This is a genomic window from Paenarthrobacter nitroguajacolicus (genome assembly GCF_031455195.1).
GTDB classification, from domain to species: domain Bacteria; phylum Actinomycetota; class Actinomycetes; order Actinomycetales; family Micrococcaceae; genus Arthrobacter; species Arthrobacter nitroguajacolicus_D.
Window position 1 is genome coordinate 204,263 of sequence record NZ_JAVDSH010000005.1, and the last position, 21,967, is coordinate 226,229.

Sequence of the window (21,967 nt, forward strand, 5' to 3'; positions counted from 1 at the left end):
TGACCTCAACATTAGTTGAGGTTCTAGGGTAGCGTGCATGACCACTGACACCCCAACGGCCGGGATACTCCGCCGTCCATACCTGCTTGCCACCGTGGGGGCTTGCGCGCTTGTTTTCCTCAGCGCGTTCGAGTCCCTGGCGGTGACCACCATCATGCCGCTCGTGAGCCGGGACCTGGACGGAGCCGCCCTCTACGCGCTCGCTTTCGCTGGGCCGCTGGCTACCGGTGTGATGGGCATGGTTGGCGCGGGAAACTGGTCTGACCGTCGTGGTCCGGCGGCGCCGCTGTACTCCTCGGTGGCGCTTTTTGTCCTCGGCCTCCTCATTGCCGGGACCGCGGGGGCCATGGAGATCCTGGTGCTTGGCCGGCTGGTACAGGGCCTCGGCGGCGGCGCTATGACTGTGGCACTATACGTGTTGGTGGCGCGCGTTTACCCGCCTTCCCTGCACCCCAAAATCTTCGCGGCCTTCGCGGCGTCCTGGGTGGTTCCTTCCCTGATTGGCCCATTCGCTGCAGGAGTAGTCGCCCAACTGAGCAGCTGGCACTGGGTGTTCCTTGGCGTGGTGGGCCTGGTGGTGCCGGCGTTGTTGATGGTGGTTCCCGCAGTACGCGGAATGAACTCCGAACCCCCTGCGGACCCGGTTCCGTGGGCCTTCGGACGCATGGGATGGGCAGCCCTGGCGGCCGTCGCCGTCCTGGGACTGAACTTGTCCGCAGGGGTGCCGGGCATCGGCGGGGTGATTGCCGCCGTCGCGCTTGTCCTTGCGTTGGTGGCCTTACGACCTTTGGTGCCGCAGGGGACCCTCACCGCCCGCCGGGGATTGCCCAGTGTGATCCTGGTTCGTGGGCTGGCATCGGCCGGGTTTTTCGGTGCCGAGGTGTACCTGCCGTACCTGTTGACAGAGCGGTACGCCTTCACGCCCACATTCGCGGGCCTCACACTGACCGGTGCTGCGCTCGCGTGGGCGGGGGCGTCGGCGATCCAAGGCCGGCTTGGCGGCCGCTTGGCTGACGACCTCGCCATTAAGATCGGTGCCTCGCTGGTCCTGGTCGCCATTCTTTCGACCCTGGCAACGGCGGCGTTCGCCCTTCCCGCAGCCGCGGCTATTGTGGGTTGGATCCTTGCCGGTGGCGGGATGGGGCTCATGTACCCACGGCTTAGCGTGATGACCCTGGCCCTCTCCACGCCGGAGAACCAGGGCTTCAACAGCGCGGCCATGTCCATCTCCGATTCGCTCGGGGGTGCCCTCTCCCTCGCCGCCACCGGACTGGTCTTCGCGGCGTTCTCAGCCAGCCCCTTCGCTGCCGTCTTCACGCTGACGGCGGTGATCGCCGTCGTCGGGGTTGTCATGGCGCCGCGGGTCGCTGCCCGCTCAGGCTCCTCCGACGCCCGGGGCGCTGGCGACCCCCAACCCGCCGACCCCCAAGCCGAACTCACGCGCCCCTGACCTGTTGTTGGGCCTGCTCTGCAGGGTATTCCGTCCGCGAACCCTGTTGAGCAGGCCTCGCAACGCACCCCTGACGCGTTGTTGGGCCTGCTCTGCACGGTATTCCGTCCGCGAACCCTGTTGAGCAGGCCTCGCAACGCACCCCTGACCTGCCCCGATGCGAGGGAGCCGACGAATCACTGCTAAGATGGGTTTACTTGATGTGCGGTGACGCCCTGAAGCAGGTGGCCTGAAAGGCTACGCGGCGGGGCATTTTTCATGTGAGAGGCACATCCTGCGTCGATGAACGCGTTCTATTTGGTCCCGGCCACCGCTGTTGAAGCGAATCGGTAGACCACCTGACTTTTCCTCGGCGAACCCCTGGCCCAACCGGCGTCGGGGGCCGATGTCCGCAACTGGACACCGCCCGAAAGACATGAAGTTTATGACTACTTTTGCTGCCCTTGGCACGCCCAAGCCCATTGCTGAATCCCTGGCCGCAGACGGCATCGAAGAGGCATTCCCCATCCAGGTGAAGACCCTCCCGGACACCCTCGCAGGTCGCGACGTGCTGGGCCGTGGCCGCACCGGTTCCGGTAAGACCATCGCTTTCGCCATCCCGCTCGTGGCCCGCTTGGCCGAGCGCGAAGCAAAGCATTTCCGCAAGCCGGGCCGCCCCATGGGCCTGGTCCTTGCACCCACCCGTGAACTGGCAACCCAGATCAACGCCACCATCGAGCCGTTGGCCAAGGCCATGGGCCTGAACACCACGGTCATCTACGGCGGCATCTCCCAGGCACGCCAGGAAAAGGCGCTGCGCGCCGGCGTCGACATCGTCATCGCCTGCCCGGGCCGCCTCGAAGACCTGATTCGCCAGCGCATCCTGACTCTCGAAGCCGTTGAGGTCACCGTGCTGGACGAGGCCGACCACATGGCCGACCTCGGCTTCCTCCCCGTAGTCAAGAAGCTCATGGACATGACCCCCACCCAGGGTCAGCGCCTGCTCTTCTCCGCGACGCTGGACAACGGTGTTGACAAGCTGGTCAACCGTTACCTGTCCAACCCGCTGACGCACTCTGTGGACGACCCCCAGGCCGCTGTCACCACCATGGAACACCACGTCCTGGTGGTCAACGACCAGACCGTCAAGAAGCAGCTCATCGTTGAACTGGCCTCCGGCGCCGGACGCCGCGTCCTCTTCATGCGGACCAAGCACCACGCCCGCAAGCTTGCCAAGACCCTCACCGACGCCGGCATCCCCGCCGTCGACCTTCACGGCAACCTGTCGCAGAACGCCCGCGACCGCAACCTTGCGGAGTTCTCCAACGGTGACGTCCGCGTCCTGGTGGCTACCGATGTCGCAGCCCGTGGCGTGCACGTTGACGACGTCGAACTCGTCATCCACGTGGACCCGCCCACAGAGCACAAGGCATACCTGCACCGCTCCGGCCGTACGGCCCGCGCCGGTTCCGATGGCACCGTGGTCACGCTGACGCTTCCCGAGCAGCAGAGCGACGTCAAGAAGCTCATGAAGGCTGCCGGCGTTGATGTTTCGTTTGAACGCGTTACCGCCAACTCGCCGCTGGTAGCCGAGCTTGTGGGCGACATTGCCGACAAGGTCGATCCCCGCACCCGTGCAGCCCTCCTCGCGGCGAAAGCCCCGCAGGGTGGCGGCACCTCCACCGGGGCCAACGCACAGCGCAAGCGCGCACGCCGTTCCACGCAGGCTGCACCCACCGCTGGTGGCCGTGGCGGTCGTAATGGACGCGGCAAGGTTGCTGCTGAGCCGGTTCGCACGGACACCAACCGTGCGGATCGCCGCGCAGCAGCAAACGACGACGTCGCCCGCAGCTCACGCGGTCGCGGCAAGTCGGGTGCAACTCACCGCAATGACGTTCCCGGCTCGCAGGGTCAGAACGGTCGCAGCGGTCGTCCGGCTACCGGCCAGCGCTCAGCCTCGGCTCCGCGCACGGCGTCCACCACCTCGACGCGCACTGGCGGAAACAAGGCCGTTTGGTCTTCCGCTACGGGTGCCACGTCCAGTGGATCCTACGGTTCGGGTGCTTCCGGCAACTCCGGTCGCGGTGGCTCGGGCGCAGGTCGTCCGGCACGCAACGGCCCGCGTCGTGCTTCTGCTCCGGCCTCGAACGAGCGTCGCGGCCGCTAACCTCCCATTGTGAGGCCCGCTCTGCGCGCTATTCCTGAGGTTTAGGACGCAGAGCAGGCCCCGCAAGTTACCAGCCTCGGGCGCGCCACTCCTCAAGGTGTGGCCGCTCGGCTCCGAGGGTCGTGGGCAATCCATGGCCGGGGTGCACCAGAGTTTCGTCCGGATAGGCGTCGAACAGTCGTTCCGACACGTCGTTCAACAGAGAAGTGAAGCGTGCAGGATCTTTCTGTGTGTTGCCGACGCCTCCCGGAAACAGCGAGTCTCCACTGAAAATGTGGGCCGGCCCGTCCGGATCCTGGTAAACGAAAGCGATCGAGCCCGGGGTGTGTCCACGCAAGTGGACTGCCGTGAGCTCAAAGCCGTCGAACCGCTCCACGTCCCCGTGGCCAAGGCGGACATCCACCGGAACTGGCAACGCATCGGCGTCGTCCGCTCCTGCTGAGGTGGTTGCCCCGGTGGCTTCCACCAAGTCAGCCAGGGCACGGACGTGGTCCCAGTGCTGATGGGTGGTGGCGATCCTCGCCAGTTTGGTAGCGGCCGACGAATCAGTGGCGCCGTCCTCCAGAAGCTGCTGAATGGCCGGAAGGTCGTCGGCGGCATCGATCAACACCTGCGTACCCGTGGACTTGGACGTCAACAGATACACGTTGTTGTTCATCTCGCTGACCGAAATGCTGCGGATGGTGACGTCACGGGATGAGTGAATAAGCGAATCCATCGGTTCAGCCTACGTTGTTGCCTCGCGACCCTGCGACACCCAGTTGGGGTCGGCGGAACGCGAACCCACGACGGCGGCCGCGGCCTGGTCGAGCACCTCAAGTTGTGCTGTCCCCAGTTGCAGGGACAGCGCCCCCAGGTTCTCGTCGATCCGATGCGTTTTGCGCGTGCCGGGGATGGGAACCACGGAAATCCCAAGGCGCTGACCTTGGGCGAACAGCCAAGCCAGGGCTACTTGGGCCGGAGTTGCATCCAGCCCACTGGCTACCTCGCGAACCGCGGCCACTACGGCCTGGTTCGCATCCAGGGCCTCGTTGCCAAAACGGGGGATCTTGTGGCGGAAGTCGTTCTCGCCCAGGTCGCTTGAGTTGATGGTGCCGGTGAGGAATCCCCGGCCCAGCGGCGAATACGGCACGAACCCAACGCCAAGCTCCTTGGCTGCTGGAACAACGTTGAGTTCAACATCCCTGCTCCAGATTGACCATTCACTCTGGACCGCGGCAATGGGATGGACAGCGTTGGCCTGCCTGAGTTCCTCGGCTGTCACTTCGGACAGTCCAAGGTGCCGGACCTTGCCCTCACGAACAAGCTCTGCCATGGCCTCCACGGTTTCCACTATCGGAACGCGGAGGTCGCGGCGGTGCATGTAGTAGAGGTCAATCACGTCAGTGTCCAGGCGGCGGAGGCTCGCTTCCGCCGCTTGCCTGATGTAGGGCGCATCCCCGCGGACTCCCGTGTACCCGTCCGCGGGGTTGCCCTCAATTCCAAACTTGGTGGCAACCTGGATTTCGTCGCGGCGCCCTTTCAAAAGCCTGCCCACGAGTTCCTCGTTGCTGCCCGCGCCATACACATCTGCGGTGTCGATGAATGTGATGCCGGCGTCTACGGCATGCCTGAGTGTTTGCAGGCCTTCCTCGGGGTCGATTCCGCCATAGACAGGGGTAAGGGCCATTCCGCCGAAACCGAGGGGGCTGACCGTGAGGCCATCGCCTAGTTGAACTGCAGTCATGAACGTCTCCAATGCGTGGGGGTGCTCTTGAAAGCGTGAACCCGGTGACGGCCGAAGGTATTCCGGCGGGGGGCTGATGCCCTGCCCGATTCGATGGTTTGCTGCGCATTCGATGGTAGGAGACGTCTAATGCGCAGCGAGGCATCGAAATGGATTACGTTCCACCCCGCAGTGGTCGCTACTCGCCGGCGGGCTGCGGCCTCTCGGTAGGCAGGGCCTTCAAACCAGCGGCACAGCCTACGATGCCCGCGATGAAGAGCAGCTTCAGCGGGCTCGCGGACTCCACGCCGGTAATCATGGCCCAGCCCACGGTCAGAGCTGCGCCGATGCCAACCCACACTGCGTAGGCCGTACCGAGGGGAATACGCTTCACTGCAATGCCCAGTCCCAGCATGCTCAGAACTGCTGTAACAGCGAAGACCACGGTGGGCGCCGGTTGCGTGAAACCGTTGGAGAGGCCCAAGGCTGTGGCCCACACGGCTTCGAGGAGGGCCGATGCCAGGAGTATGACCCAGAAGATTCCGGAAGTGCCGGAGTTCCTGATGTTTCCAGTGTTCGCGGTCATGGCTATGCCACCACCTTCAGGCCGACAACGCATGCGCCTATGCCGGCGAGCAGGAGCAGCCGGGCCGTCGTCGCGCGTTCGACCTTGGTGACCATGGCGTACGTCGCTGTCAGCACGACGCCAACACCAACCCACACCGCGTAGGCGGTGCCTGTGGGAATGGACTGCATGGCGATCGCGAGTCCGGCCATGCTGGCAATCACGGACACAAGGAACACAGCAGTTGGGATGGGTTTACGGAAGCCCTTGGAACGGTGGAGTGCTGCGGCCCAGACGGCCTCAAGCGCACCGGAGAAAATGAGAATTAACCACGACATGACATTTCCTTTGGCCAGTCTTGTCGCGTGCCGGGTACTGAACCGTCGTCCGGAGGTTCCAGAGCGGAACCTTCATTTCAGGCTAGCAACTCCCGCGCAGGGTGGCCACTTCTGGTGGTTAACGTCACCAGTTACGGTTCGACGTGGTCGATAGAGATGACTGCTACGAAGCCCCTGCCCGAGATCTCCGGGCTGCGTGAGTCCGAGCCCACTACGGTGTCGTAGCGGGACAACTCGACAGGTTCGCTGGTGGCGGTTGCCGGGGCGTCGCCGTCGGACTCTTCCTCTGCAGCGGCGCCGGGAGCAACGGTGGCCTTGCCCTCCAACAAGACAGCCAACTGGCCCTCGAAGACAGGATGCGCACGCTTCTTGGAAATTTCGACAATGGACGTGTAACCCTTGAAAGCGTCGGTGCGGGCTATGACGTTGAGGTCCCGGATGTCGCCGGTGGGAAGCGTCGCCGCGGACGCGGCCTCGCCCGAGAACCGGAACGGCCTGTACTTCTCCAGCGGGTGCTCGGAGCCGTCGACCGTAAGGAGCAGCAGTTCGCCGTCGATGATGGTGATGACCCGCTCCATGCCCGGAAAGGTGGAGAACTCGCCGGCTTTCGCGACGTCGGCGATGCTGACGCGCCAATCCCACGCACCGTCCTGTGCCGAAGCGGCCTTCGGATGGCTGGCGAGCTCGCGCGTCACCCCGCCTCCGTTGCGCCACGGTTCAGGACGGATGTCGGCAAAGCGGATGATCTCCATTCGACCAGCCTAGTGGTGGACAGCGCTTCTTCGTTGACGATTCGGCTTGCTAACGTCATATGTGGAAAACGTTGTGAGAATGGCTGGAGGCGCGGGAATGTTCGTCAAAGTGTGCGGTCTGAGCACGCCCGAGTCTGTCCGTGAAGCCGTCGACGCCGGTGCGGACGCAGTTGGGTTTGTGCTGACCGCCAGCCCCCGCGAAGTCAACCCCGACCAAGTGCGCGTTCTGTTGCCGTTGGTCCCTTCTTCGGTCAAGGCCGTTGGGGTGTTCCGCCACGAGTCTGCCGCTGATGCTGTGGAAATTGCCCGCGCCGCCGGGCTCGACTGGGTCCAACTGCACGGTCACCGGACCGCCGAGGACGTCACCACAGTGCACGACGCCGGGATGCGGCTCATCCGGGCCGTCACCATGGGGGCGGGCCAGGACGAGTTCGCTGATCTGGGCGAAGAAGTGTTCCTGGTCGATGCCGCAGTTCCGGGGTCAGGAGAGGCATGGGACTATGCGTCCGTGCAGGAGAAGGGGCTTGATGGCAGGAAGTGGCTGCTGGCTGGCGGCCTTGAGCCCGGAAACGTGGCCTTCGCTGCGACCGCGGCCGGCGCATGGGGTGTGGACGTTTCCTCGGGTGTTGAGGCTTCGCGGGGCGTGAAGGATCTGGCGAAGATCCGCGCGTTCGTTGAAGCCGCCAAAGCCTGACCCCCGCATGCAGGGCATCCAAGATGTCACTGCCACCCCCTAGACTCGCTCCAACAGCAGGTCCACCGCCGAAAACACGGAATCCAGGAGCCACCCAATGAGCACGGAACACTTCACCTTGACCATGATCCGCGAGTTCGATGCTCCCCGTGAGAAAGTCTTTGAGGCCTGGATGAACCCGGATCTGCTCACGCAGTGGTTCGGGCCGGTGGACGTGGATGCTCCGCGCGAGAAGATCATCATCGAACCCAGGGTCGGCGGTGCCTGGCAGGTAGTGATGGGGTGGACGGACGAGAATGGCAGGCAGGAAGCCCCGATCGAGGCCGTCATCAAGGAGTTGGATGCTCCTGCACTTCTGGTTTCCACGGCGAAGGCGGCCCCCGACGCCGATCACGAATTCGAGGAAATGCGTCTCGAGTTTGAGGACCTCAATGGCCGAACAAGGATGCACCTGACGCAAAGCCCGTTCGCTTCCGAGGATTGGGTTGAGATGACCCGCGAAGGCTGGGGTACGTCCTTCGACAAACTGGATGAACTGCTGGCCTAGGCTCCGGCCGGGCGGCGCCGCGCAATAAGCGCGTTATGAGTCAGGGAAGATTCAGGGCAGACCCCTAGGTGTTTTGTCTGACCCGCAGGGGAGAATGAGGACTATGAAAACGATCCTTAACGTCATTTGGCTTGTCTTCGGTGGGTTCTGGCTGGCCCTGGGCTATTTCGCAGCCGGCATTATTTGTTGCGTGCTGATCGTGACCATACCCTGGGGCATCGCCTCGTTCCGGATCGGCGCCTTCTGCCTTTGGCCTTTCGGGCAGATGGTGGTTGAGAAGCCCGGTGGCGCAGGGGTATTCGCGCTCCTCGGAAACGTCATCTGGTTGCTGGTTGCGGGTATTTGGATTGCCATCGGCCACGTGCTTACGGCCTTCGCCATGGCGATCACCATCATCGGAATCCCGCTGGCGATCGCCAACCTGAAGTTGATCCCGGTTTCGCTGATGCCGCTTGGCAAGCAGATCGTGCCCACCAACCAGCCGTTCGTCAGCACCTACCGCTAGGACACCTCCACGGCGCCGGTGCGCAGATCGAAACTGAACGTCCGCTCCAAGCGCACCGTGCCCGCAGCAGGTCCGGACCCGCCGTCGGCCTCTACGGCGAAGACGAGGTCCAGCGTTTCCCGGCGAAGGTCCGAATCGGTGATGGTGTATGTCGGTGTGAAGTACAGTGCGTGCCCGCCTGGCGGCAGGGTCGTGGCCGGGAAATCGTCCGCGTTGCCGTGCGGGCCAAGAAGCTCGACGCCGGTAGCCGCCTGTGTGCCGACGTTGCCCACCCGTCCGGTAAAGGCGAGGATGTCCCCGGCCTTATAGCCGGGGATGATGGCGCCGTAGTTCAGGTCCTGGGCTTCTCGTGTGCCCAAAACCTGGTCCTGGTCCGTATAGCCCTGGCCGATTTCTTTCCACGTTTGGACGTCCCATTGGCCGTCACTGTTGGAAGGGACCACATGAAAGTCGCCGGCATTCTGCCAGACAGCGGGACGACCGGGAGTGATGGAGCGCAGTTCCATGTGGAAGACCAGGCCGCCCGTTTCCGTAGCGGCCGCGGGAGCCTGAGCGGCCGCGGGAGCCTGGGCGGCTGCCAAAGCGCGGGCGCCTGCCGGACCCGGCCAGCCAGCCAGCTGCTGCGTCAGTTGCCCGGCGGGGATCGAAGCGAAAACAATCTCCCGATACCCTTGCCGCTCGTAGAGCACGCCCACATTTCCGTCGGGTAGCCGGGTAACGGTCGAGTACGCCGAGCTTCCGGGGCACACCATCAGCTTCGCGGGCCACGTGGCGCCGTTGTCCGGGGAGAGGCTCAGCACCGTATTTCGGCGAAGATGCGGGTCCTGGTTGTTGCTCGCGATCAGCCATCGGGAGGTGTCTGGCTGTGAAGTTCCTGCCTCGGCGAAGGAAGCCACGGATGGAAGTCCGTCAAAGCGGGCGAGGGAGCCGTTGTCGCTGGGGTCCGGCAGGTCCGCGACGGGCCGGAGCGGACTCCAGGAAAGCCCGCCGTCCTTCGACACGCCAGACAAGCGGTGGGGCGTAGCCCGCGAGTGGAGGAGCAGCCGGCCGTCGTCAAGGCACACAACCTTGTTTTCGTTGGGTCCTATGCCTGAAAGGCCAGGGCCGATCAACTCTCCCAGGGTCCAGTTTTCCCCGTGGTCGTCGCTGAACGCGGAGGCTGCCATGATGGAGCCGTCCACCAACAATACGAACTGCTGAACCAGGCGGCCCTTGTAGGGACCGGTATGCATCTGGATTCCCTGTCCTGCGGCCGCGAACAGCCCGGTGATCCCGCCTGTTTTGAGCTGGGCGGTGAGCCGGCGGTGCTGCCAGGTGTCGCCGTCGTCGTCTGAGTAGCTGAGATCGGCGTGCTGGATGTCGTCCTCGGGTTCCAGGCCAGGGACCGCTTCGAAAAATCCCGCATGCGTTCCCGCCGCGTGGAACATGAAAATACGGCCTGTCTGGGCATCTACCAACAAGCTTGGATCACCGAAGCCCTGGAGCCCCGATCCCGTGCGGACCACCTGTTGCGGGCCCCACGTGTTCCCGTTGTCGTAGCTGCGGCGCAGGAGGAGGTCGATGGGGTTGGGAAGGTCGTCCAGGTTTGGCCGCCCGTCGTAGGCGGCCAACACCGTTCCCCCGGTGCTCACGGCGAGTGCCGGGATGCGGTACTTGCGGTATCCACCCACCCCACGGACAGCCAGGACATGCTCAATCGACGGTTCCGCGAGTGGAGGATGGCCCTGTGATGGGTGGAGGTAGGAGGTCATACCTTATAGCTTAGACGCCTTGAAAAGCCCCGTCCCTCAGGAGGGCCACAGTAGTGCTGGCGTCCAGCCCGGCGGCGATCTCGACGTCGTCCGCGTAACCGGCATCCATGAGTTCCCTCCCACTGGAGCACCCACGCAGAACAGCTGCGAGCTGCGGTTCTGCAGCGTCAAAAGCCGCCGCCGCCGCTGCCGCCTCCGGGGAGAAATTGTGCCGCCCGGCCGCTGCGAGCCCCGCAATGAACGCGCCGGCTCCGAGCTGGTCTTCCAAAGCCGGCCGCAGTGCCCCATGGGCCCACTTCTCACCCGCTGCGATCACGGCGATGACTGCGCCCTCGGGCAGGGTGGAGTGGACCCAGTCGGCTGTCGCGGCGGCGTTGCGAAGCGACACCGCCACCACCTGCCGGGCCGAGACCGCGAGCTCATGGCTGATCGCCGAACCATTGGGTGAGGGCAGCACCACGCGGTCCAGCAGGTGGGCAGAGAGAAGGCTTGCGGGGGACAAGCTGAGGCCCTCCGACCCCCGCGCCCCCGCCAACGCAGCCCTGTGATGGGCGGCGAACTCGCTGGCCCCCGCATCCCGCTGAGGGTAGGGAAAAACCAGTGCCCCTCGATCCACGGCGACGCTGACGCACGTGGTGAATGACAGGACGTCAACCACTATCGCAAGGTCAGCTCCCGGAACAACCGACCGGGCGCCGTCGAGCCCCCATTCGAACCGTACCGAGTACGGCAGTTGACGTTGCGGCGCCCCGGGTTCGCTCAGCACGCTGTTCACCCAAGTTCGCTGGTGAGGTTCCGGTGGGCTGCTTCGAGCCACAGCGCCTTGGCGCGTTCGCCGTGGAACAACGGCTCCAAGCCCAGCAGGTGGCGTACGACGGCGACGCGACCCTTCGCGAAGTCGTCGTCGCTGACGTAGGCGTAGTCCTCGCGGACGGCGGCCAGGTAGCGTGCGTAGGATTCTTCGTCACCACCGAGTACGGAGAGGTCGGCGTCGCAGAGGAGGGCGCCGGCGTGGTCGCCGGGTTCGGGATCGTGCGTGGAGGTGAGCCGGACGAGCCGCGCAACTTCAGCCACGTCGTCGGGAGCCAAGCCTGCCTCGGACAGTCGGGCCTCGGCCAGGAGGGCGGATTCTTCCTCATCCTGGCCTGCCACGCCTTCGTAGACGGCATCATGGAACCAAGCGGCCAAGGATACCGTCCGGGCGGGGAGGGCAGGCTCGGTGAGGGTGTCCAAGGCTTCGAGGACCGCTAGCAGGTGGGTGCGGCTGTGGTACTTCCGGCCGTCCTCTCCCCAGCGTTCCAGCAGCTCAAGTCCCAGGGTTTCGTGGCCGGGGTAAATGCTGTTCCAACGCTCCATCAGCGGTACGGTCAATGCCTTGCTCCGCTCACGGGCGGGGATGCGGAGCCCGCTGGCGATGAGTTTGCGGACCAGGATCCGTGCTTCCACGGGGATGGCGCCGGCTGCGACGAGGTCGTCATAACGGCGTTCGGGAACGTCGTAGTGGTCGCCGTCGAAGGCCCGCTCCGGTACTCCGGCAGCGGCCGCGAACGCGTGGAGCTCAGTCAGCGATTTGTCTGAAACGAGGTGCGAGAACACGGTCCCGTGGGCCGGCCAGAGTGGTGGATCGACGTAGATGGCCATGGCCAAAGTGTACCGAAACGATCCTTCCCAGTTGCCGGCCATCAGGACGTCTACCGCCGTGCTTGCCGTCCCGGAAAACGGGCGTCTGTGCCCGTGCTATTCACGGCAACTGGGAAGGAGCGCAGTGAACCCAACAACAGGGTACGGCTGGGGACCGCCGACGGGCTAGGGTTCGACGGCGGACTGCCGCCCTCGGGGGTGGGCGCGGTGACGTGTCATATTTCGTTTGCGGAACAATCAAGGCTTGGAAACCGTACATGCGGAACTAGACTCATTTCATGCCGCAAATACGAATTTCCGAAGCTGCCCGTTTCCTCGGCGTCAGTGACGACACCGTGAGGCGTTGGACCGAGAACGGGACGCTGACGCCGCAGAAAGACGGGGGAGGCCGTTTGGCAGTGGATGGGCTTGAGCTGGCCACGCTTGCAAGGGACCAGTCCCATCTCCCGGACGACCGCGCCGGCAATGGAAGTTCAGCGCGGAACCGCTTCGTCGGCTTGGTTACGGGGATTACCACCGACAAGGTCATGGCCCAGGTCGAGCTTCAATGCGGTCCCTTCCGGGTTGTGTCGCTCATGAGCAGCGAGGCCGTCCGGGAGCTCGGGCTGGAACTCGGATCCGTGGCTACCGCCGTCGTTAAGGCCACCACCGTCATTATCGAAACTCCGCAGGGAAAGAGCATCATATGAGGGCACACATGAAGAAGGGCATTGTGGCCGCGGCTGTCGCTGTGGGATTGGCCAGCGCCCTGACAGCCTGCGGCACTACCGCCCCCGCAGCCGCACCATCGAGCAACAGCAACACGTCCCAGCTGAGCGGAACAGTGACCGTCTTCGCTGCGGCTTCCCTCAAGTCCACCTTCACCCAGCTGGCCAAGGACTTCGAAGCCCAGAACCCCGGCACCAAGGTGACGCTGAGCTTCGCCGGTTCCTCGGACCTGGTCACCCAGATCACCCAAGGGGCGCCAGCGGACGTGTTCGCCTCGGCCGATACCAAGAACATGACCAAGCTTTCCGACGCCAAGCTGCTGGACGGTACCGCAACGAACTTCGCAACCAATGTCCTGGAGATCGCCGTCCCGCCCAGCAACCCGGCGTCGATCTCTTCATTTGCGGACCTCGCCAAGCCCGGCGTAAAGGTTGTGACGTGTGCCAGCCAGGTTCCCTGCGGCGCGGCGACGGACACCGTGGAGAAGGCCACGGGAATCTCGCTGAGCCCGGTCAGCGAAGAGTCATCGGTGACCGATGTCCTGGGCAAAGTCACCTCGGGCGAGGCCGATGCGGGGCTGGTCTACGTCACGGACGTCAAGGGCGCCGGAGACAAGGTCAAGGGCATCGCCTTCCCGGAGTCGGACAAGGCGGTCAATACCTATCCCATAGCCACGGTAAACTCCAGCCAGAACAAGGAACTGGCCGCGGCATTTATCGGCTCGGTGACCAGCGAGGCGGGTAAGAAGGTACTGGGTAACGCCGGATTCGGCGCGCCCTAAGCACCGAGCCGCACCACTTTGAGGAGACCATGAAGACCGCCACCGGCTACCAAGGCATTCCACGCTGGATCTATGCCGTCGCAGCCGTGGGCGGACTGCTGGTGGTCCTTCCGTTGGTCGCCATGGTGGCCAAAGTGAACTGGCCACAGTTCATCCCGCTCATCACGTCCGATTCGTCGCTGGCCGCGCTGGGGTTGAGCTTGCGAACCTCGGCGGCCAGCACCGTCCTTTGCGCCGTGCTGGGTGTCCCGTTGGCGTTGGTGCTGGCCCGCGGCGAGTTCCCCGGACAGAGGCTCCTCCGCTCATTCGTGCTGTTGCCGCTGGTGCTGCCACCCGTCGTCGGAGGCATAGCGCTGCTGTACACGTTCGGGCGGCAGGGCCTCCTGGGGAAGTCGCTGGAAGTGGCCGGTATCCAGATCGCGTTTTCCACTACCGCAGTGGTTCTGGCTCAGACGTTCGTGGCCTTGCCGTTCCTGGTGGTCAGTTTGGAGGGTGCCCTGCGATCGGCCGGAAACAGGTTTGAAGCCGTTGCTGCGACGCTCGGTGCCCGGCCCACCACGGTTCTCCGGAGGGTCACCCTTCCCCTGGTCCTGCCAGGGCTGGCATCCGGGGCTGTATTGTCGTTCGCGCGGAGCCTGGGTGAGTTTGGGGCCACGCTGACCTTCGCTGGGAGCCTTGAAGGGGTCACCCGGACGCTACCGCTGGAAATCTACCTGCAACGGGAATCCGACGCCGATGCCGCCGTCGCGCTGTCCTTGGTCCTGGTGGCGGTGGCAGTTACGGTGGTGGGGCTCAGCTATGGTGCCCGCCGGAGCAGTGCACCTGTGGCGGTCCAGCCATGAGCTTCGAGCTGCAGGCCAGTCTCGGCGCCAGAAATTTCGACATGTCCCTGAGCCTCCGCGATGGCGAAACAGTGGCCATCCTTGGTCCTAACGGGGCGGGCAAGTCCACTCTGTTGGGAGTGATCGCGGGGCTGCTGCGCCCGGACTCCGGGGCCGCACGGATCGGCGATAAAGAACTGTTCAACCTCGACGGCGGCTCCCACCATTGGAGCCCACCGCACCAGCGCGGGACTGCGTTGCTGGCCCAGGAGGCGCTGCTTTTCCCGCACCTGAACGCGCTGGACAACGTGGCTTTCGGTCCCCGCAGTGCCGGAGCATCCAAAGCGGCTGCTCGGGAAGCGGCCCAACATTGGCTGACGGAGGTGGACGCCCTGCCGCTTGCCCATCGAAAACCCGCCCAACTGTCCGGCGGGCAGGCGCAGCGGATCGCCGTGGCCCGTGCGTTGGCTGCCGAGCCCGAGCTCCTCCTCCTCGACGAACCCATGGCGGCGCTGGACATCCACGCGGCACCGTTACTCCGCCGCGTGCTCAAGCGGGTGCTGAAGGATCGGAAGGCCATCATCGTCACGCACGATGTCCTGGACGCCTACATGCTGGCCCATCGCGTAATCGTCGTTGAAAAGGGCCGCATCGCCGAACAAGGACCCACGCGCCAAGTCCTGGAACGCCCCAGAAGCCAGTTTGCCGCCGGACTCGCGGGCCTGAACCTCATCTCCGGGACCATCGCCAAGGACGGAATTACGACGCCGGATGGCCAGGTTTTCGCCGGCCAGCACGATCCCGACTGGTCACCTTTGCCCGGCCAAGCTGGTGTGGCGGCCTTCCCGCCATCGAGCGTTTCTGTCTTTTTGGGCGACGTCCACGGGAGTCCGCGCAACGCGTTCCCCGTCACCGTCACGGACCTTGAGCGGCACGGAGACCAGATCCGCGTCCGGGCCAGCGCGGGCGCGTTAGCCCAAGCCTTGTCCGCCGATATCACGCCCGCGGCGTCGGCAGACCTCGGCCTTGTGCCAGGAATGGACGTGCGGTTCGTGGTCAAGTCCGCGCTGGTGTCGGTTTACCCGGCGTGACGGGTCAGTCCCGGTACATTCCGTCGGCGTAGGACGGTCCGTAGTAGGACTCCAGTTCCTCCAGCGGGGCTTCGGGCTGGGTGTAGGTCTTCGCGAGCACGGCAATGCTCGGCAAATCGCCGCTCTCCCAGGTTTCGGGCTGCCAGAGTCCGCTGCGCATGAACGCCTTGCCGCAGTGCGTGAACACTTCCTCCACGGTCACCACGACGGCGGCCCGTGGGCGGTGCCCCTTGACCACCATGTGTTCAAAGAAGTCTGCGTCGCTGACGATGCGCGCGGTCCCGTTGATCCGCAAGGTGTCGGTGCGCCCCGGGACGACAGAAAGGATGCCGACGTTGGGGTTCTCCAGGATGTTGTGGAAGCCGAAGGCGAGCTTGTTGCCCGGTCGTTCGGGGATGGCGATGGTGTTGTCGTCCAGGACGTGGATGAAGCCGGCGGGGTCACCCTTGGGTGAGGCATCCACGCGGCCCTGGGCATCGGTAGTGGAGATCACGCAGAAGGGGCTCGCGGCGAGCCATTGCCGGTCGAAAGCGCTGAGCTGGCGCCGCACCTTCTTCCGTACGCGATCCAAGGGGCGTCCAATGAGTTCTTCGAGTTCCTCCGCGCTGGAGATAGTGTCCATGCCCCCAGCCTAAGCGCCTCCCCAACCCGAAGGCTCTGGACACTGGTTTCGCCGTGGGCAAACATGGAACACAAGGCCCCATATTTCAAAGTTGAGCGTAGTACACTCAACTTGAAAGAATCGGTCTCACCAGAAAGGGTGCACTCTTTGGACGTCAAATTCACTACCAAAAGCCAGGAGGCCCTTTCTGCGGCCGCCATGAACGCCTCAACCGCGGGTAATCCGCAGCTCGAGCCCGCACACTTGCTCAAAGCACTGATGGACCAGCGCGAAGGCGTCGCGGTGGCGCTCCTGCGTGCCACGGGTGCGGACCCGGATGCCGTCAGCGTCCAGGCAAGCTCTGCCATCAAGGCGCTGCCGTCGTCCTCGGGCAGTTCGGTCCAGCAGGCGCAACTCTCCCGCCAGTCCATGCAGGCCATCCAGGCCGCCCAAGGCGAGGCCGACAAACTCGGTGACTCCTTTGTCTCAACCGAGCACTTGCTGCTGGGGCTCTCGGCCGGAAGTGACGCCGTCGGGAAATTACTGCGCGACGCCGGTGCCTCCCATGAGGCGCTGCTTGCCGCCTTGCCGGGTGTCCGTGGCGATAGGAACGTCAACTCGCCGGACCCAGAAAACACGTTCCAGGCCTTGGAGAAGTTCGGTACCGACCTCACGGCAGTGGCCCGGTCCGGCAAGCTGGATCCGGTCATTGGGCGCGACAGCGAGATTCGCCGCGTCATCCAGGTCCTGAGCCGCCGCACCAAGAACAACCCGGTGCTGATCGGCGAGCCCGGTGTCGGTAAGACGGCGGTCGTGGAGGGCCTGGCCCAACGCATGGTGGCCGGTGACGTCCCGGAAAGCCTGCGCGGTAAGACCCTGATCGCACTGGACCTCGCTTCCATGGTGGCCGGGGCCAAGTACCGTGGCGAGTTCGAGGAGCGGCTGAAGGCTGTCCTTGAGGAAATCAAGAACTCCAACGGCCAGATCGTCACGTTCATCGACGAAATCCACACAGTCGTAGGTGCCGGGGCTACCGGCGAGAGTGCCATGGACGCCGGCAACATGCTCAAGCCCATGCTTGCCCGTGGGGAACTGCGCCTGATTGGTGCCACCACCCTGGATGAGTATCGCGAGAACATCGAAAAGGACCCGGCCTTGGAACGCCGCTTCCAGCAGGTCTACGTCGGTGAGCCCAGTGTCGAGGACACCATCGGCATTCTTCGTGGCTTGAAGGAACGCTACGAGGCGCACCACAAGGTAGCCATTGCCGACTCCGCACTCGTGGCTGCGGCCACCCTGTCCAACCGTTACATCTCTGGCAGGCAGCTGCCGGACAAGGCAATCGACCTTGTGGACGAGGCCGCGTCCCGGCTCCGCATGGAGATCGATTCCGCGCCGGAAGAGATCGACCAGCTCCGCCGCGCCGTCGACCGTTTGACCATGGAGGAACTGGCGCTCCAGAAGGAGACCGACCCGGCCTCGGTGGAGCGGTTGGCTGCGCTGCGTGCCGACATGGCCGATAAGAAAGAGGAGCTCAGCGCCCTCAATGCTCGCTGGGAGGCCGAGAAAGCGGGCCTGAATCGCGTTGGTGACCTCAAAGCCAAGATCGACGAGTTGCGTTCCGCCGCGGACAAGTCGCAGCGCGAAGGCGACCTGGAATCGGCGTCGCGCATTCTCTACGGAGAGCTGCCCGCCCTGGAACGGGAGCTGAGTGCCGCGGCCGAAGAAGAAGCCCGCACCAGTGCCGACAACAAGCCGGAACTCATGGTGGCCGAGGAGGTGACCGCGGACGACATCGCCGAGGTCATCTCCGCGTGGACGGGCATCCCGGCGGGGCGCATGCTCCAAGGGGAATCGCAGAAGCTCCTCCACATGGAAGAGGAACTCGGGAAGCGCCTGATCGGCCAAAGCAAGGCTGTGCAGGCCGTGTCTGACGCCGTCCGCCGGGCCCGCGCAGGCATTAGCGATCCCAACCGGCCCACGGGTTCGTTCCTGTTCCTGGGCCCCACGGGCGTCGGTAAGACGGAGCTGGCCAAAGCGCTGGCAGACTTCCTCTTTGATGATGAGCGCGCCATGATCCGGATCGACATGTCCGAGTACAGCGAGAAGCATGCTGTAGCGCGGCTGGTGGGTGCCCCTCCGGGATACGTGGGCTACGAGGAAGGCGGCCAGCTGACCGAGGCTGTTCGCCGCCGCCCCTACTCGGTGGTGCTGCTGGACGAAGTGGAGAAGGCCCACCCCGAGGTCTTCGACATCCTTCTGCAGGTGCTCGACGACGGTCGCCTCACCGACGGCCAGGGCCGCACCGTGGACTTCCGCAACACCATCCTGGTGCTGACGTCCAACTCCGGAAGCCAGTTCCTGGTGGACCAGTCACTGGACGCAAGGGCCAAACGGGAAGCGGTCATGGCCGTGGTGCAGGCATCCTTCAAGCCTGAGTTCCTGAACCGCCTGGATGAAATCGTCCTGTTCGATCCGCTGTCCGTTGAGGAACTGGCCCGGATTGTTGAACTGCATGTGGCAGAGCTGGGCAACCGCCTTCGCGATCGCCGCCTGAGCCTGGAAGTCACCGACGGCGCGCGTGCGTGGTTGGCTATGTCCGGCTACGACCCCGCGTACGGCGCACGCCCGCTCCGCAGGCTTGTCCAGCGCGAGATCGGCGACCGGCTCGCCAAGGAGATCCTTGCAGGGGAGATCAGCGATGGTGACACCGTGCTGGTGGACACTGCCGCGGACCTGGACGAACTCACCATTGAGGGCTTTGAGGCGCTGACAGGGCCCGACGGCGGAATGCCGGTGGGTGCCGGCCTGACGGTCCGCAGGAAGTAGGGGACCCGGCAGCTACTTTTCGAGGAGGTCTTCCTTGATGGTGTTGCCGGAATCCACAACGATGAAGCAATCAACGCGGCGGTCGCCACGATCCCAGCTGGTGGTGCTTGGGTAGACGTTCTGCTGAAGCAGCACGTAGTTGTCGGCCGCCTTGTTGAGCTTCACTGTCCGGCACACTTCGCGGCCCTTGTCACGCAACGCATTGGTTCCGGGGAACGACTCGTCTCCGGCGTAAGTGAAAACAGCGCCGAGTTGGGCCGAGTGCTCGGTATCACACGCCACGGCCCGCGCTTTGGAAGCATTGGGGTCGAAGTCGGCAAAGCAGTCTCCCACTTGGAAATCCTTGGCCTCGGCATCACGGGGGAGAGGGCCGGGTGTTGCTGTGGCACTGGGGCTGGTGGTTGCCGCTTCCGGGCGGGTGCCAAGCAGGTTGAGCAGCACCCAGATCACCACGCCGATGAGCACCAGGACGCCTACGACGATCCCGCCAATGACCAGCCGCTGCCGCTTGACCGGATCACCGTGCTGCTCGGGCTGCCACTCTTCGGACCCATTCGGTTGCTGCCCCGGATACGCACTGGGGTAGCTCGGTGCCTGGCCGTCCGTCGGCGGGGCCGCGGGGTCCGGCTGTTCGCCGGGATTGGGTACGAAGTCGGGATCCATTTCGGGTGCAGGGTCGGGCTGCAGACCGGAAGGCGGGGCCCACGGTGCAGCGGGAGGTTCCTGGCCCGGCGCATTCGGTTCCACCGCGTCCTCGCCCTGTTCGCGTGGTGAACCGTCACGTGGTGGGGTGTTGTCCTGGCTCATATTCCGGTGAGTGCCTTCCTGCTCTGGGGTCGCATTGAGGCAGACTCTACCGAATTTTCGCCCTTGTTGGAGGTGTCCAGCCTTGGTTTTGCTTGTGGTTGGCTGTGCCGCCGCGTTGTGTTGGCACGCAGGCACCTCCGAAAGCATGTAATCTAGACATACGACAAATTGACCAAACATTCCGGGGCCTCACCGATAGCCAAGGTGACCACCTCCGGTCCAAGTACAAAAGGGGGTCACGCCATGGGGCGCGGCCGTCAAAAGGCAAAAGCTACCAAGCAGGCTCGGGACATTAAGTACTACTCCCCGAACACTGACTATTCGGCACTTGAGCGGGAGCTCACGGGTCCGTCCAGTCGTGTAAAGAGCCACTTCCCCGAAGATCCCCCCGAGCCGGACTATTCGGCCTATGAGGACAAGTACGCGGAAGACGATGACGACGAGGTAGACACCCGCCGTATCGGATAGCTGTCGTGACCAACAGGTGCCCCTGGCACTGAGTTGCGGACCGCCGTCGTACATCAAGGTCATCGCGCATCTTCGGATGCCGTAAATCTTTTGATAAGGGCCCCTCAGGGCGCGCCGTTCATTGGCGTACCCTGGGGGCCCTTTTCTGCGTAGTCTTGAGGTCGGGTGCATCGAAAGGGAGAACCATGCCGGAGGTCGATAGCTACAAGCAGGGGACACCGTGTTGGGTGGACCTGTCCTCCAATGACATCGACGTGTCCACCAAGTTCTACCGCGACCTTTTCGGCTGGGAGCTGGAGGCCCGGGATGCCGGGAACGGCATGACGTACTACATGGCGAAGCTTAAAGGCCGATTCGTTGCAGGCCTGATGCAGCAATCCCTGGACGCGCCACCGGGGATGCCGTCCTACTGGGCGAATTACCTCGCCGTGGATTCTGCTGACGCCACCGCCCGGAGCGTGGAAGCCGCCGGAGGATCGTTGCTTTCGCAGCCCGAATCGGTCCCCAACGGCAGCGGCCGCATGTTTTTCGCCACAGACCCCACAGGAGCCCAGATCGGTTTTTGGGAGGCCAAAAACCATGCTGGATCGGGTCTTGTGAACGAGCCCGGCACCATGATCTGGAACGAACTCCAAACCAACAACGTCCCGAAGGCGGTGGCGTTCTACGAGGCCGTGACCGGGTGCGACAGCCGGACCGAGCCCGCGGGTGACCTGCAGGAGTACACCAGCCTGCTGGTGGACGGAAAACGAATCGCCGGCGCCCTCACCCTGCCCATCGAGGGTCTTTCGCCCTTCTGGATGACCTACTTCGCCGTGGCGAACGTGGACGCCGGAGTGGACCGGGCGGTGGAACTGGGTAGCCATGTGATCGCCCCAGCGTTCGACGTGCCGGGCATAGGACGCATGGCAGTGCTCATGGACCCTGCAGGGGCAGCGTTCAGCATCATGACGGGGGTGGCAGCGTGACCGTCCGGAAGCACTACGCCAACGGCGAGCCGTGCTGGGCCGACCTGCAAACCAGGGACGTGGCGGCGGCAAAGGAGTTCTACCAGCATATTTTCGGGTGGAGCTATAAGGACCTGCCGACTCCGGACGGCCGGAGCTACTCCCAGGCCTTCGCTGGGGAGCACCTCGTGGCAGTCATCGCCCCGCAGAACCCCCTCCAGGAGTCCGCCGGGACACACGGTCAGTGGAACATCTACATCGCAGCCACGGACACGGAGGAAATCGGGGAGGACGCCGTTCATGCCGGCGGGAAGCTCCAGTTCGGACCGGAGCACGTCGCGGATACAGGGGTGTTGGCGTTCATTGAACCCCCTGGCGGCGGAACCACTGGTGTCTGGCAGGCCGGTACCCACATTGGCAGCCACCTCTTCAATGAGCCCGGCGCGTTGGCCTGGGCCGAGCTGTTGACGCCTGAGCCGCAGGCCGCCGTCGGGTTCTTCCAGCAGCTTTTCGGGCATGAGGTCACCGAATACCCCCAGGACGACGGCGGCAGCTACAGCACGCTGATGGTCAACGGTGACGAGGTGGCCGGCATTGTTCCCGCCGACGAGGGCGACGATCCTGGCTGGCAGGTCTATTTCGGTGTCGCGGACGTGCGCCGGGCTGTCGACGCTGCGGTAGCCGCCGGGGGAGAGGTGCTGGTGGAGCCTGAGGACAACACCGAGCCTGGCTCACTGGCCACCATCCGGGACCCCCAGAGCGGCGTGCTGAGCCTGATCCAGGTGGTGTCACCCAACTAGGGGACAGATAAGGTCGCTAT

At 64.4% G+C, this 21,967-nt stretch carries 23 protein-coding genes and 1 riboswitch; of the genes, 13 read left to right on the forward strand and 10 right to left on the reverse strand.

What is annotated here, in order from left to right:
• Nucleotides 1-37: 37 nt before the first annotated feature.
• Entirely contained in the window at nt 38-1,450 is a 1,413-nt protein-coding gene (locus J2Y68_RS12865; RefSeq protein ID WP_309993985.1) for an MFS transporter, read from the forward strand.
• A gap of 424 nt (nt 1,451-1,874) precedes the next feature.
• Nucleotides 1,875-3,596 (forward strand): DEAD/DEAH box helicase, encoded by a 1,722-nt coding sequence (locus tag J2Y68_RS12870; protein ID WP_309993987.1) that lies wholly within the window; start codon nt 1,875-1,877, stop codon nt 3,594-3,596.
• A gap of 67 nt (nt 3,597-3,663) precedes the next feature.
• On the opposite strand, the gene J2Y68_RS12875 is transcribed toward J2Y68_RS12870, so the two are convergent.
• From J2Y68_RS12875 to J2Y68_RS12895, 5 genes are all read right to left on the reverse strand, one after another.
• On the reverse strand, nt 3,664-4,314 hold the full coding sequence (locus J2Y68_RS12875) for an MBL fold metallo-hydrolase (RefSeq protein WP_309993988.1): 651 nt from the start codon (nt 4,312-4,314) through the stop codon (nt 3,664-3,666).
• Between the two features lie 9 nt (nt 4,315-4,323).
• Nucleotides 4,324-5,322 carry an aldo/keto reductase gene (locus J2Y68_RS12880; RefSeq protein WP_309993990.1) on the reverse strand — a complete coding sequence of 333 codons (999 nt, stop codon included), beginning with the start codon at nt 5,320-5,322 and terminating at the stop codon, nt 4,324-4,326.
• Between the two features lie 178 nt (nt 5,323-5,500).
• Nucleotides 5,501-5,887, reverse strand: a complete 387-nt coding sequence (locus J2Y68_RS12885; protein WP_309993992.1) for a DMT family transporter — start codon at nt 5,885-5,887, stop codon at nt 5,501-5,503.
• 2 nt (nt 5,888-5,889) lie between these two features.
• Nucleotides 5,890-6,204 carry a DMT family transporter gene (locus J2Y68_RS12890; RefSeq protein WP_309993993.1) on the reverse strand — a complete coding sequence of 105 codons (315 nt, stop codon included), beginning with the start codon at nt 6,202-6,204 and terminating at the stop codon, nt 5,890-5,892.
• Between the two features lie 9 nt (nt 6,205-6,213).
• A riboswitch (guanidine-III (ykkC-III) riboswitch) is annotated at nt 6,214-6,279 on the reverse strand.
• 56 nt (nt 6,280-6,335) lie between these two features.
• Complete coding sequence (locus J2Y68_RS12895; RefSeq protein ID WP_309993995.1) at nt 6,336-6,956, reverse strand: HutD/Ves family protein; 621 nt, start codon at nt 6,954-6,956, stop codon at nt 6,336-6,338.
• Between the two features lie 97 nt (nt 6,957-7,053).
• On the opposite strand from J2Y68_RS12895, the gene J2Y68_RS12900 reads away from it, so the two are divergent.
• From J2Y68_RS12900 to J2Y68_RS12910, 3 genes are all read left to right on the forward strand, one after another.
• Nucleotides 7,054-7,650, forward strand: coding sequence for a phosphoribosylanthranilate isomerase (locus J2Y68_RS12900; protein ID WP_309993998.1), 597 nt, complete (start codon nt 7,054-7,056; stop codon nt 7,648-7,650).
• Between the two features lie 97 nt (nt 7,651-7,747).
• Nucleotides 7,748-8,197 carry an SRPBCC family protein gene (locus J2Y68_RS12905; RefSeq protein ID WP_309994000.1) on the forward strand — a complete coding sequence of 150 codons (450 nt, stop codon included), beginning with the start codon at nt 7,748-7,750 and terminating at the stop codon, nt 8,195-8,197.
• Nucleotides 8,198-8,300: 103 nt separating this feature from the next.
• Nucleotides 8,301-8,702 carry a YccF domain-containing protein gene (locus J2Y68_RS12910; protein WP_309994002.1) on the forward strand — a complete coding sequence of 134 codons (402 nt, stop codon included), beginning with the start codon at nt 8,301-8,303 and terminating at the stop codon, nt 8,700-8,702.
• Here the strand turns inward: J2Y68_RS12910 and J2Y68_RS12915 are convergent.
• The 3 genes from J2Y68_RS12915 to J2Y68_RS12925 are packed head-to-tail and all read right to left on the reverse strand — an operon-like array spanning nt 8,699 to nt 12,094.
• Nucleotides 8,699-10,453 (reverse strand): sialidase family protein, encoded by a 1,755-nt coding sequence (locus tag J2Y68_RS12915; protein ID WP_309994004.1) that lies wholly within the window; start codon nt 10,451-10,453, stop codon nt 8,699-8,701. The two genes, J2Y68_RS12910 and J2Y68_RS12915, sit on opposite strands and share 4 nt — an antisense overlap.
• A gap of 10 nt (nt 10,454-10,463) precedes the next feature.
• Nucleotides 10,464-11,228, reverse strand: coding sequence for a 2-phosphosulfolactate phosphatase (locus J2Y68_RS12920; RefSeq protein ID WP_309994005.1), 765 nt, complete (start codon nt 11,226-11,228; stop codon nt 10,464-10,466).
• Entirely contained in the window at nt 11,225-12,094 is an 870-nt protein-coding gene (locus tag J2Y68_RS12925; RefSeq protein ID WP_309994007.1) for a DUF4031 domain-containing protein, read from the reverse strand. The genes J2Y68_RS12920 and J2Y68_RS12925 overlap by 4 nt, the downstream gene beginning before the upstream one ends.
• A gap of 278 nt (nt 12,095-12,372) precedes the next feature.
• On the opposite strand from J2Y68_RS12925, the gene J2Y68_RS12930 reads away from it, so the two are divergent.
• The 4 genes from J2Y68_RS12930 to J2Y68_RS12945 are packed head-to-tail and all read left to right on the forward strand — an operon-like array spanning nt 12,373 to nt 15,495.
• Nucleotides 12,373-12,783: a TOBE domain-containing protein gene (locus J2Y68_RS12930; protein ID WP_309994008.1), complete on the forward strand. Its 411-nt coding sequence runs from the start codon at nt 12,373-12,375 to the stop codon at nt 12,781-12,783.
• Complete coding sequence (gene modA / locus J2Y68_RS12935; RefSeq protein WP_309994009.1) at nt 12,780-13,583, forward strand: molybdate ABC transporter substrate-binding protein; 804 nt, start codon at nt 12,780-12,782, stop codon at nt 13,581-13,583. Before J2Y68_RS12930 ends, modA begins: the two co-directional genes overlap by 4 nt.
• A gap of 29 nt (nt 13,584-13,612) precedes the next feature.
• Nucleotides 13,613-14,425: an ABC transporter permease gene (locus J2Y68_RS12940; RefSeq protein WP_309994010.1), complete on the forward strand. Its 813-nt coding sequence runs from the start codon at nt 13,613-13,615 to the stop codon at nt 14,423-14,425.
• Nucleotides 14,422-15,495 (forward strand): sulfate/molybdate ABC transporter ATP-binding protein, encoded by a 1,074-nt coding sequence (locus J2Y68_RS12945; RefSeq protein WP_309994012.1) that lies wholly within the window; start codon nt 14,422-14,424, stop codon nt 15,493-15,495. The genes J2Y68_RS12940 and J2Y68_RS12945 overlap by 4 nt, the downstream gene beginning before the upstream one ends.
• A 4-nt stretch (nt 15,496-15,499) precedes the next feature.
• On the opposite strand, the gene J2Y68_RS12950 is transcribed toward J2Y68_RS12945, so the two are convergent.
• A complete protein-coding gene (locus J2Y68_RS12950) occupies nt 15,500-16,117 on the reverse strand; it encodes an MSMEG_1061 family FMN-dependent PPOX-type flavoprotein (RefSeq protein ID WP_309994014.1) in 618 nt (205 codons plus the stop codon).
• A gap of 147 nt (nt 16,118-16,264) precedes the next feature.
• Between J2Y68_RS12950 and clpB the strand changes: the two genes are divergently transcribed.
• On the forward strand, nt 16,265-18,925 hold the full coding sequence (clpB, locus tag J2Y68_RS12955; RefSeq protein ID WP_284987593.1) for an ATP-dependent chaperone ClpB: 2,661 nt from the start codon (nt 16,265-16,267) through the stop codon (nt 18,923-18,925).
• 12 nt (nt 18,926-18,937) lie between these two features.
• Here the strand turns inward: clpB and J2Y68_RS12960 are convergent, their stop codons facing one another.
• Nucleotides 18,938-19,732 carry a septum formation family protein gene (locus J2Y68_RS12960; protein WP_309994016.1) on the reverse strand — a complete coding sequence of 265 codons (795 nt, stop codon included), beginning with the start codon at nt 19,730-19,732 and terminating at the stop codon, nt 18,938-18,940.
• A 243-nt stretch (nt 19,733-19,975) separates the two neighbouring features.
• On the opposite strand from J2Y68_RS12960, the gene J2Y68_RS12965 reads away from it, so the two are divergent.
• The 3 genes from J2Y68_RS12965 (at nt 19,976) to J2Y68_RS12975 (ending at nt 21,947) form a co-directional block, all read left to right on the forward strand.
• Nucleotides 19,976-20,200, forward strand: coding sequence for a DUF3073 domain-containing protein (locus J2Y68_RS12965; protein WP_024818182.1), 225 nt, complete (start codon nt 19,976-19,978; stop codon nt 20,198-20,200).
• 185 nt (nt 20,201-20,385) lie between these two features.
• Complete coding sequence (locus J2Y68_RS12970; protein ID WP_309994018.1) at nt 20,386-21,168, forward strand: VOC family protein; 783 nt, start codon at nt 20,386-20,388, stop codon at nt 21,166-21,168.
• Nucleotides 21,165-21,947, forward strand: a complete 783-nt coding sequence (locus J2Y68_RS12975) for a VOC family protein (protein WP_309994020.1) — start codon at nt 21,165-21,167, stop codon at nt 21,945-21,947. The genes J2Y68_RS12970 and J2Y68_RS12975 overlap by 4 nt, the downstream gene beginning before the upstream one ends.
• The last annotated feature ends 20 nt before the right edge of the window (nt 21,948-21,967 follow it).

Excerpts from the sequence above, each read along its gene's own strand:
- J2Y68_RS12970 (WP_309994018.1), top strand. The coding sequence starts at position 20,386 with ATGCCGGAGGTCGATAGCTACAAGCAGGGGACACCGTGTTGGGTGGAC.
- J2Y68_RS12960 (WP_309994016.1), bottom strand. The coding sequence starts at position 19,732 with ATGAGCCAGGACAACACCCCACCACGTGACGGTTCACCACGCGAACAG.
- J2Y68_RS12915 (WP_309994004.1), bottom strand. The coding sequence starts at position 10,453 with ATGACCTCCTACCTCCACCCATCACAGGGCCATCCTCCACTCGCGGAA.
- J2Y68_RS12925 (WP_309994007.1), bottom strand. The coding sequence starts at position 12,094 with ATGGCCATCTACGTCGATCCACCACTCTGGCCGGCCCACGGGACCGTG.
- J2Y68_RS12880 (WP_309993990.1), bottom strand. The coding sequence starts at position 5,322 with ATGACTGCAGTTCAACTAGGCGATGGCCTCACGGTCAGCCCCCTCGGT.
- J2Y68_RS12965 (WP_024818182.1), top strand. The coding sequence starts at position 19,976 with ATGGGGCGCGGCCGTCAAAAGGCAAAAGCTACCAAGCAGGCTCGGGAC.
- J2Y68_RS12900 (WP_309993998.1), top strand. The coding sequence starts at position 7,054 with ATGTTCGTCAAAGTGTGCGGTCTGAGCACGCCCGAGTCTGTCCGTGAA.
- J2Y68_RS12895 (WP_309993995.1), bottom strand. The coding sequence starts at position 6,956 with ATGGAGATCATCCGCTTTGCCGACATCCGTCCTGAACCGTGGCGCAAC.
- modA (WP_309994009.1), top strand. The coding sequence starts at position 12,780 with ATGAGGGCACACATGAAGAAGGGCATTGTGGCCGCGGCTGTCGCTGTG.
- J2Y68_RS12940 (WP_309994010.1), top strand. The coding sequence starts at position 13,613 with ATGAAGACCGCCACCGGCTACCAAGGCATTCCACGCTGGATCTATGCC.
- J2Y68_RS12910 (WP_309994002.1), top strand. The coding sequence starts at position 8,301 with ATGAAAACGATCCTTAACGTCATTTGGCTTGTCTTCGGTGGGTTCTGG.
- J2Y68_RS12890 (WP_309993993.1), bottom strand. The coding sequence starts at position 6,204 with ATGTCGTGGTTAATTCTCATTTTCTCCGGTGCGCTTGAGGCCGTCTGG.
- J2Y68_RS12875 (WP_309993988.1), bottom strand. The coding sequence starts at position 4,314 with ATGGATTCGCTTATTCACTCATCCCGTGACGTCACCATCCGCAGCATT.
- J2Y68_RS12950 (WP_309994014.1), bottom strand. The coding sequence starts at position 16,117 with ATGGACACTATCTCCAGCGCGGAGGAACTCGAAGAACTCATTGGACGC.
- J2Y68_RS12885 (WP_309993992.1), bottom strand. The coding sequence starts at position 5,887 with ATGACCGCGAACACTGGAAACATCAGGAACTCCGGCACTTCCGGAATC.
- J2Y68_RS12870 (WP_309993987.1), top strand. The coding sequence starts at position 1,875 with ATGACTACTTTTGCTGCCCTTGGCACGCCCAAGCCCATTGCTGAATCC.
- J2Y68_RS12930 (WP_309994008.1), top strand. The coding sequence starts at position 12,373 with ATGCCGCAAATACGAATTTCCGAAGCTGCCCGTTTCCTCGGCGTCAGT.
- J2Y68_RS12865 (WP_309993985.1), top strand. The coding sequence starts at position 38 with ATGACCACTGACACCCCAACGGCCGGGATACTCCGCCGTCCATACCTG.
- J2Y68_RS12905 (WP_309994000.1), top strand. The coding sequence starts at position 7,748 with ATGAGCACGGAACACTTCACCTTGACCATGATCCGCGAGTTCGATGCT.
- J2Y68_RS12945 (WP_309994012.1), top strand. The coding sequence starts at position 14,422 with ATGAGCTTCGAGCTGCAGGCCAGTCTCGGCGCCAGAAATTTCGACATG.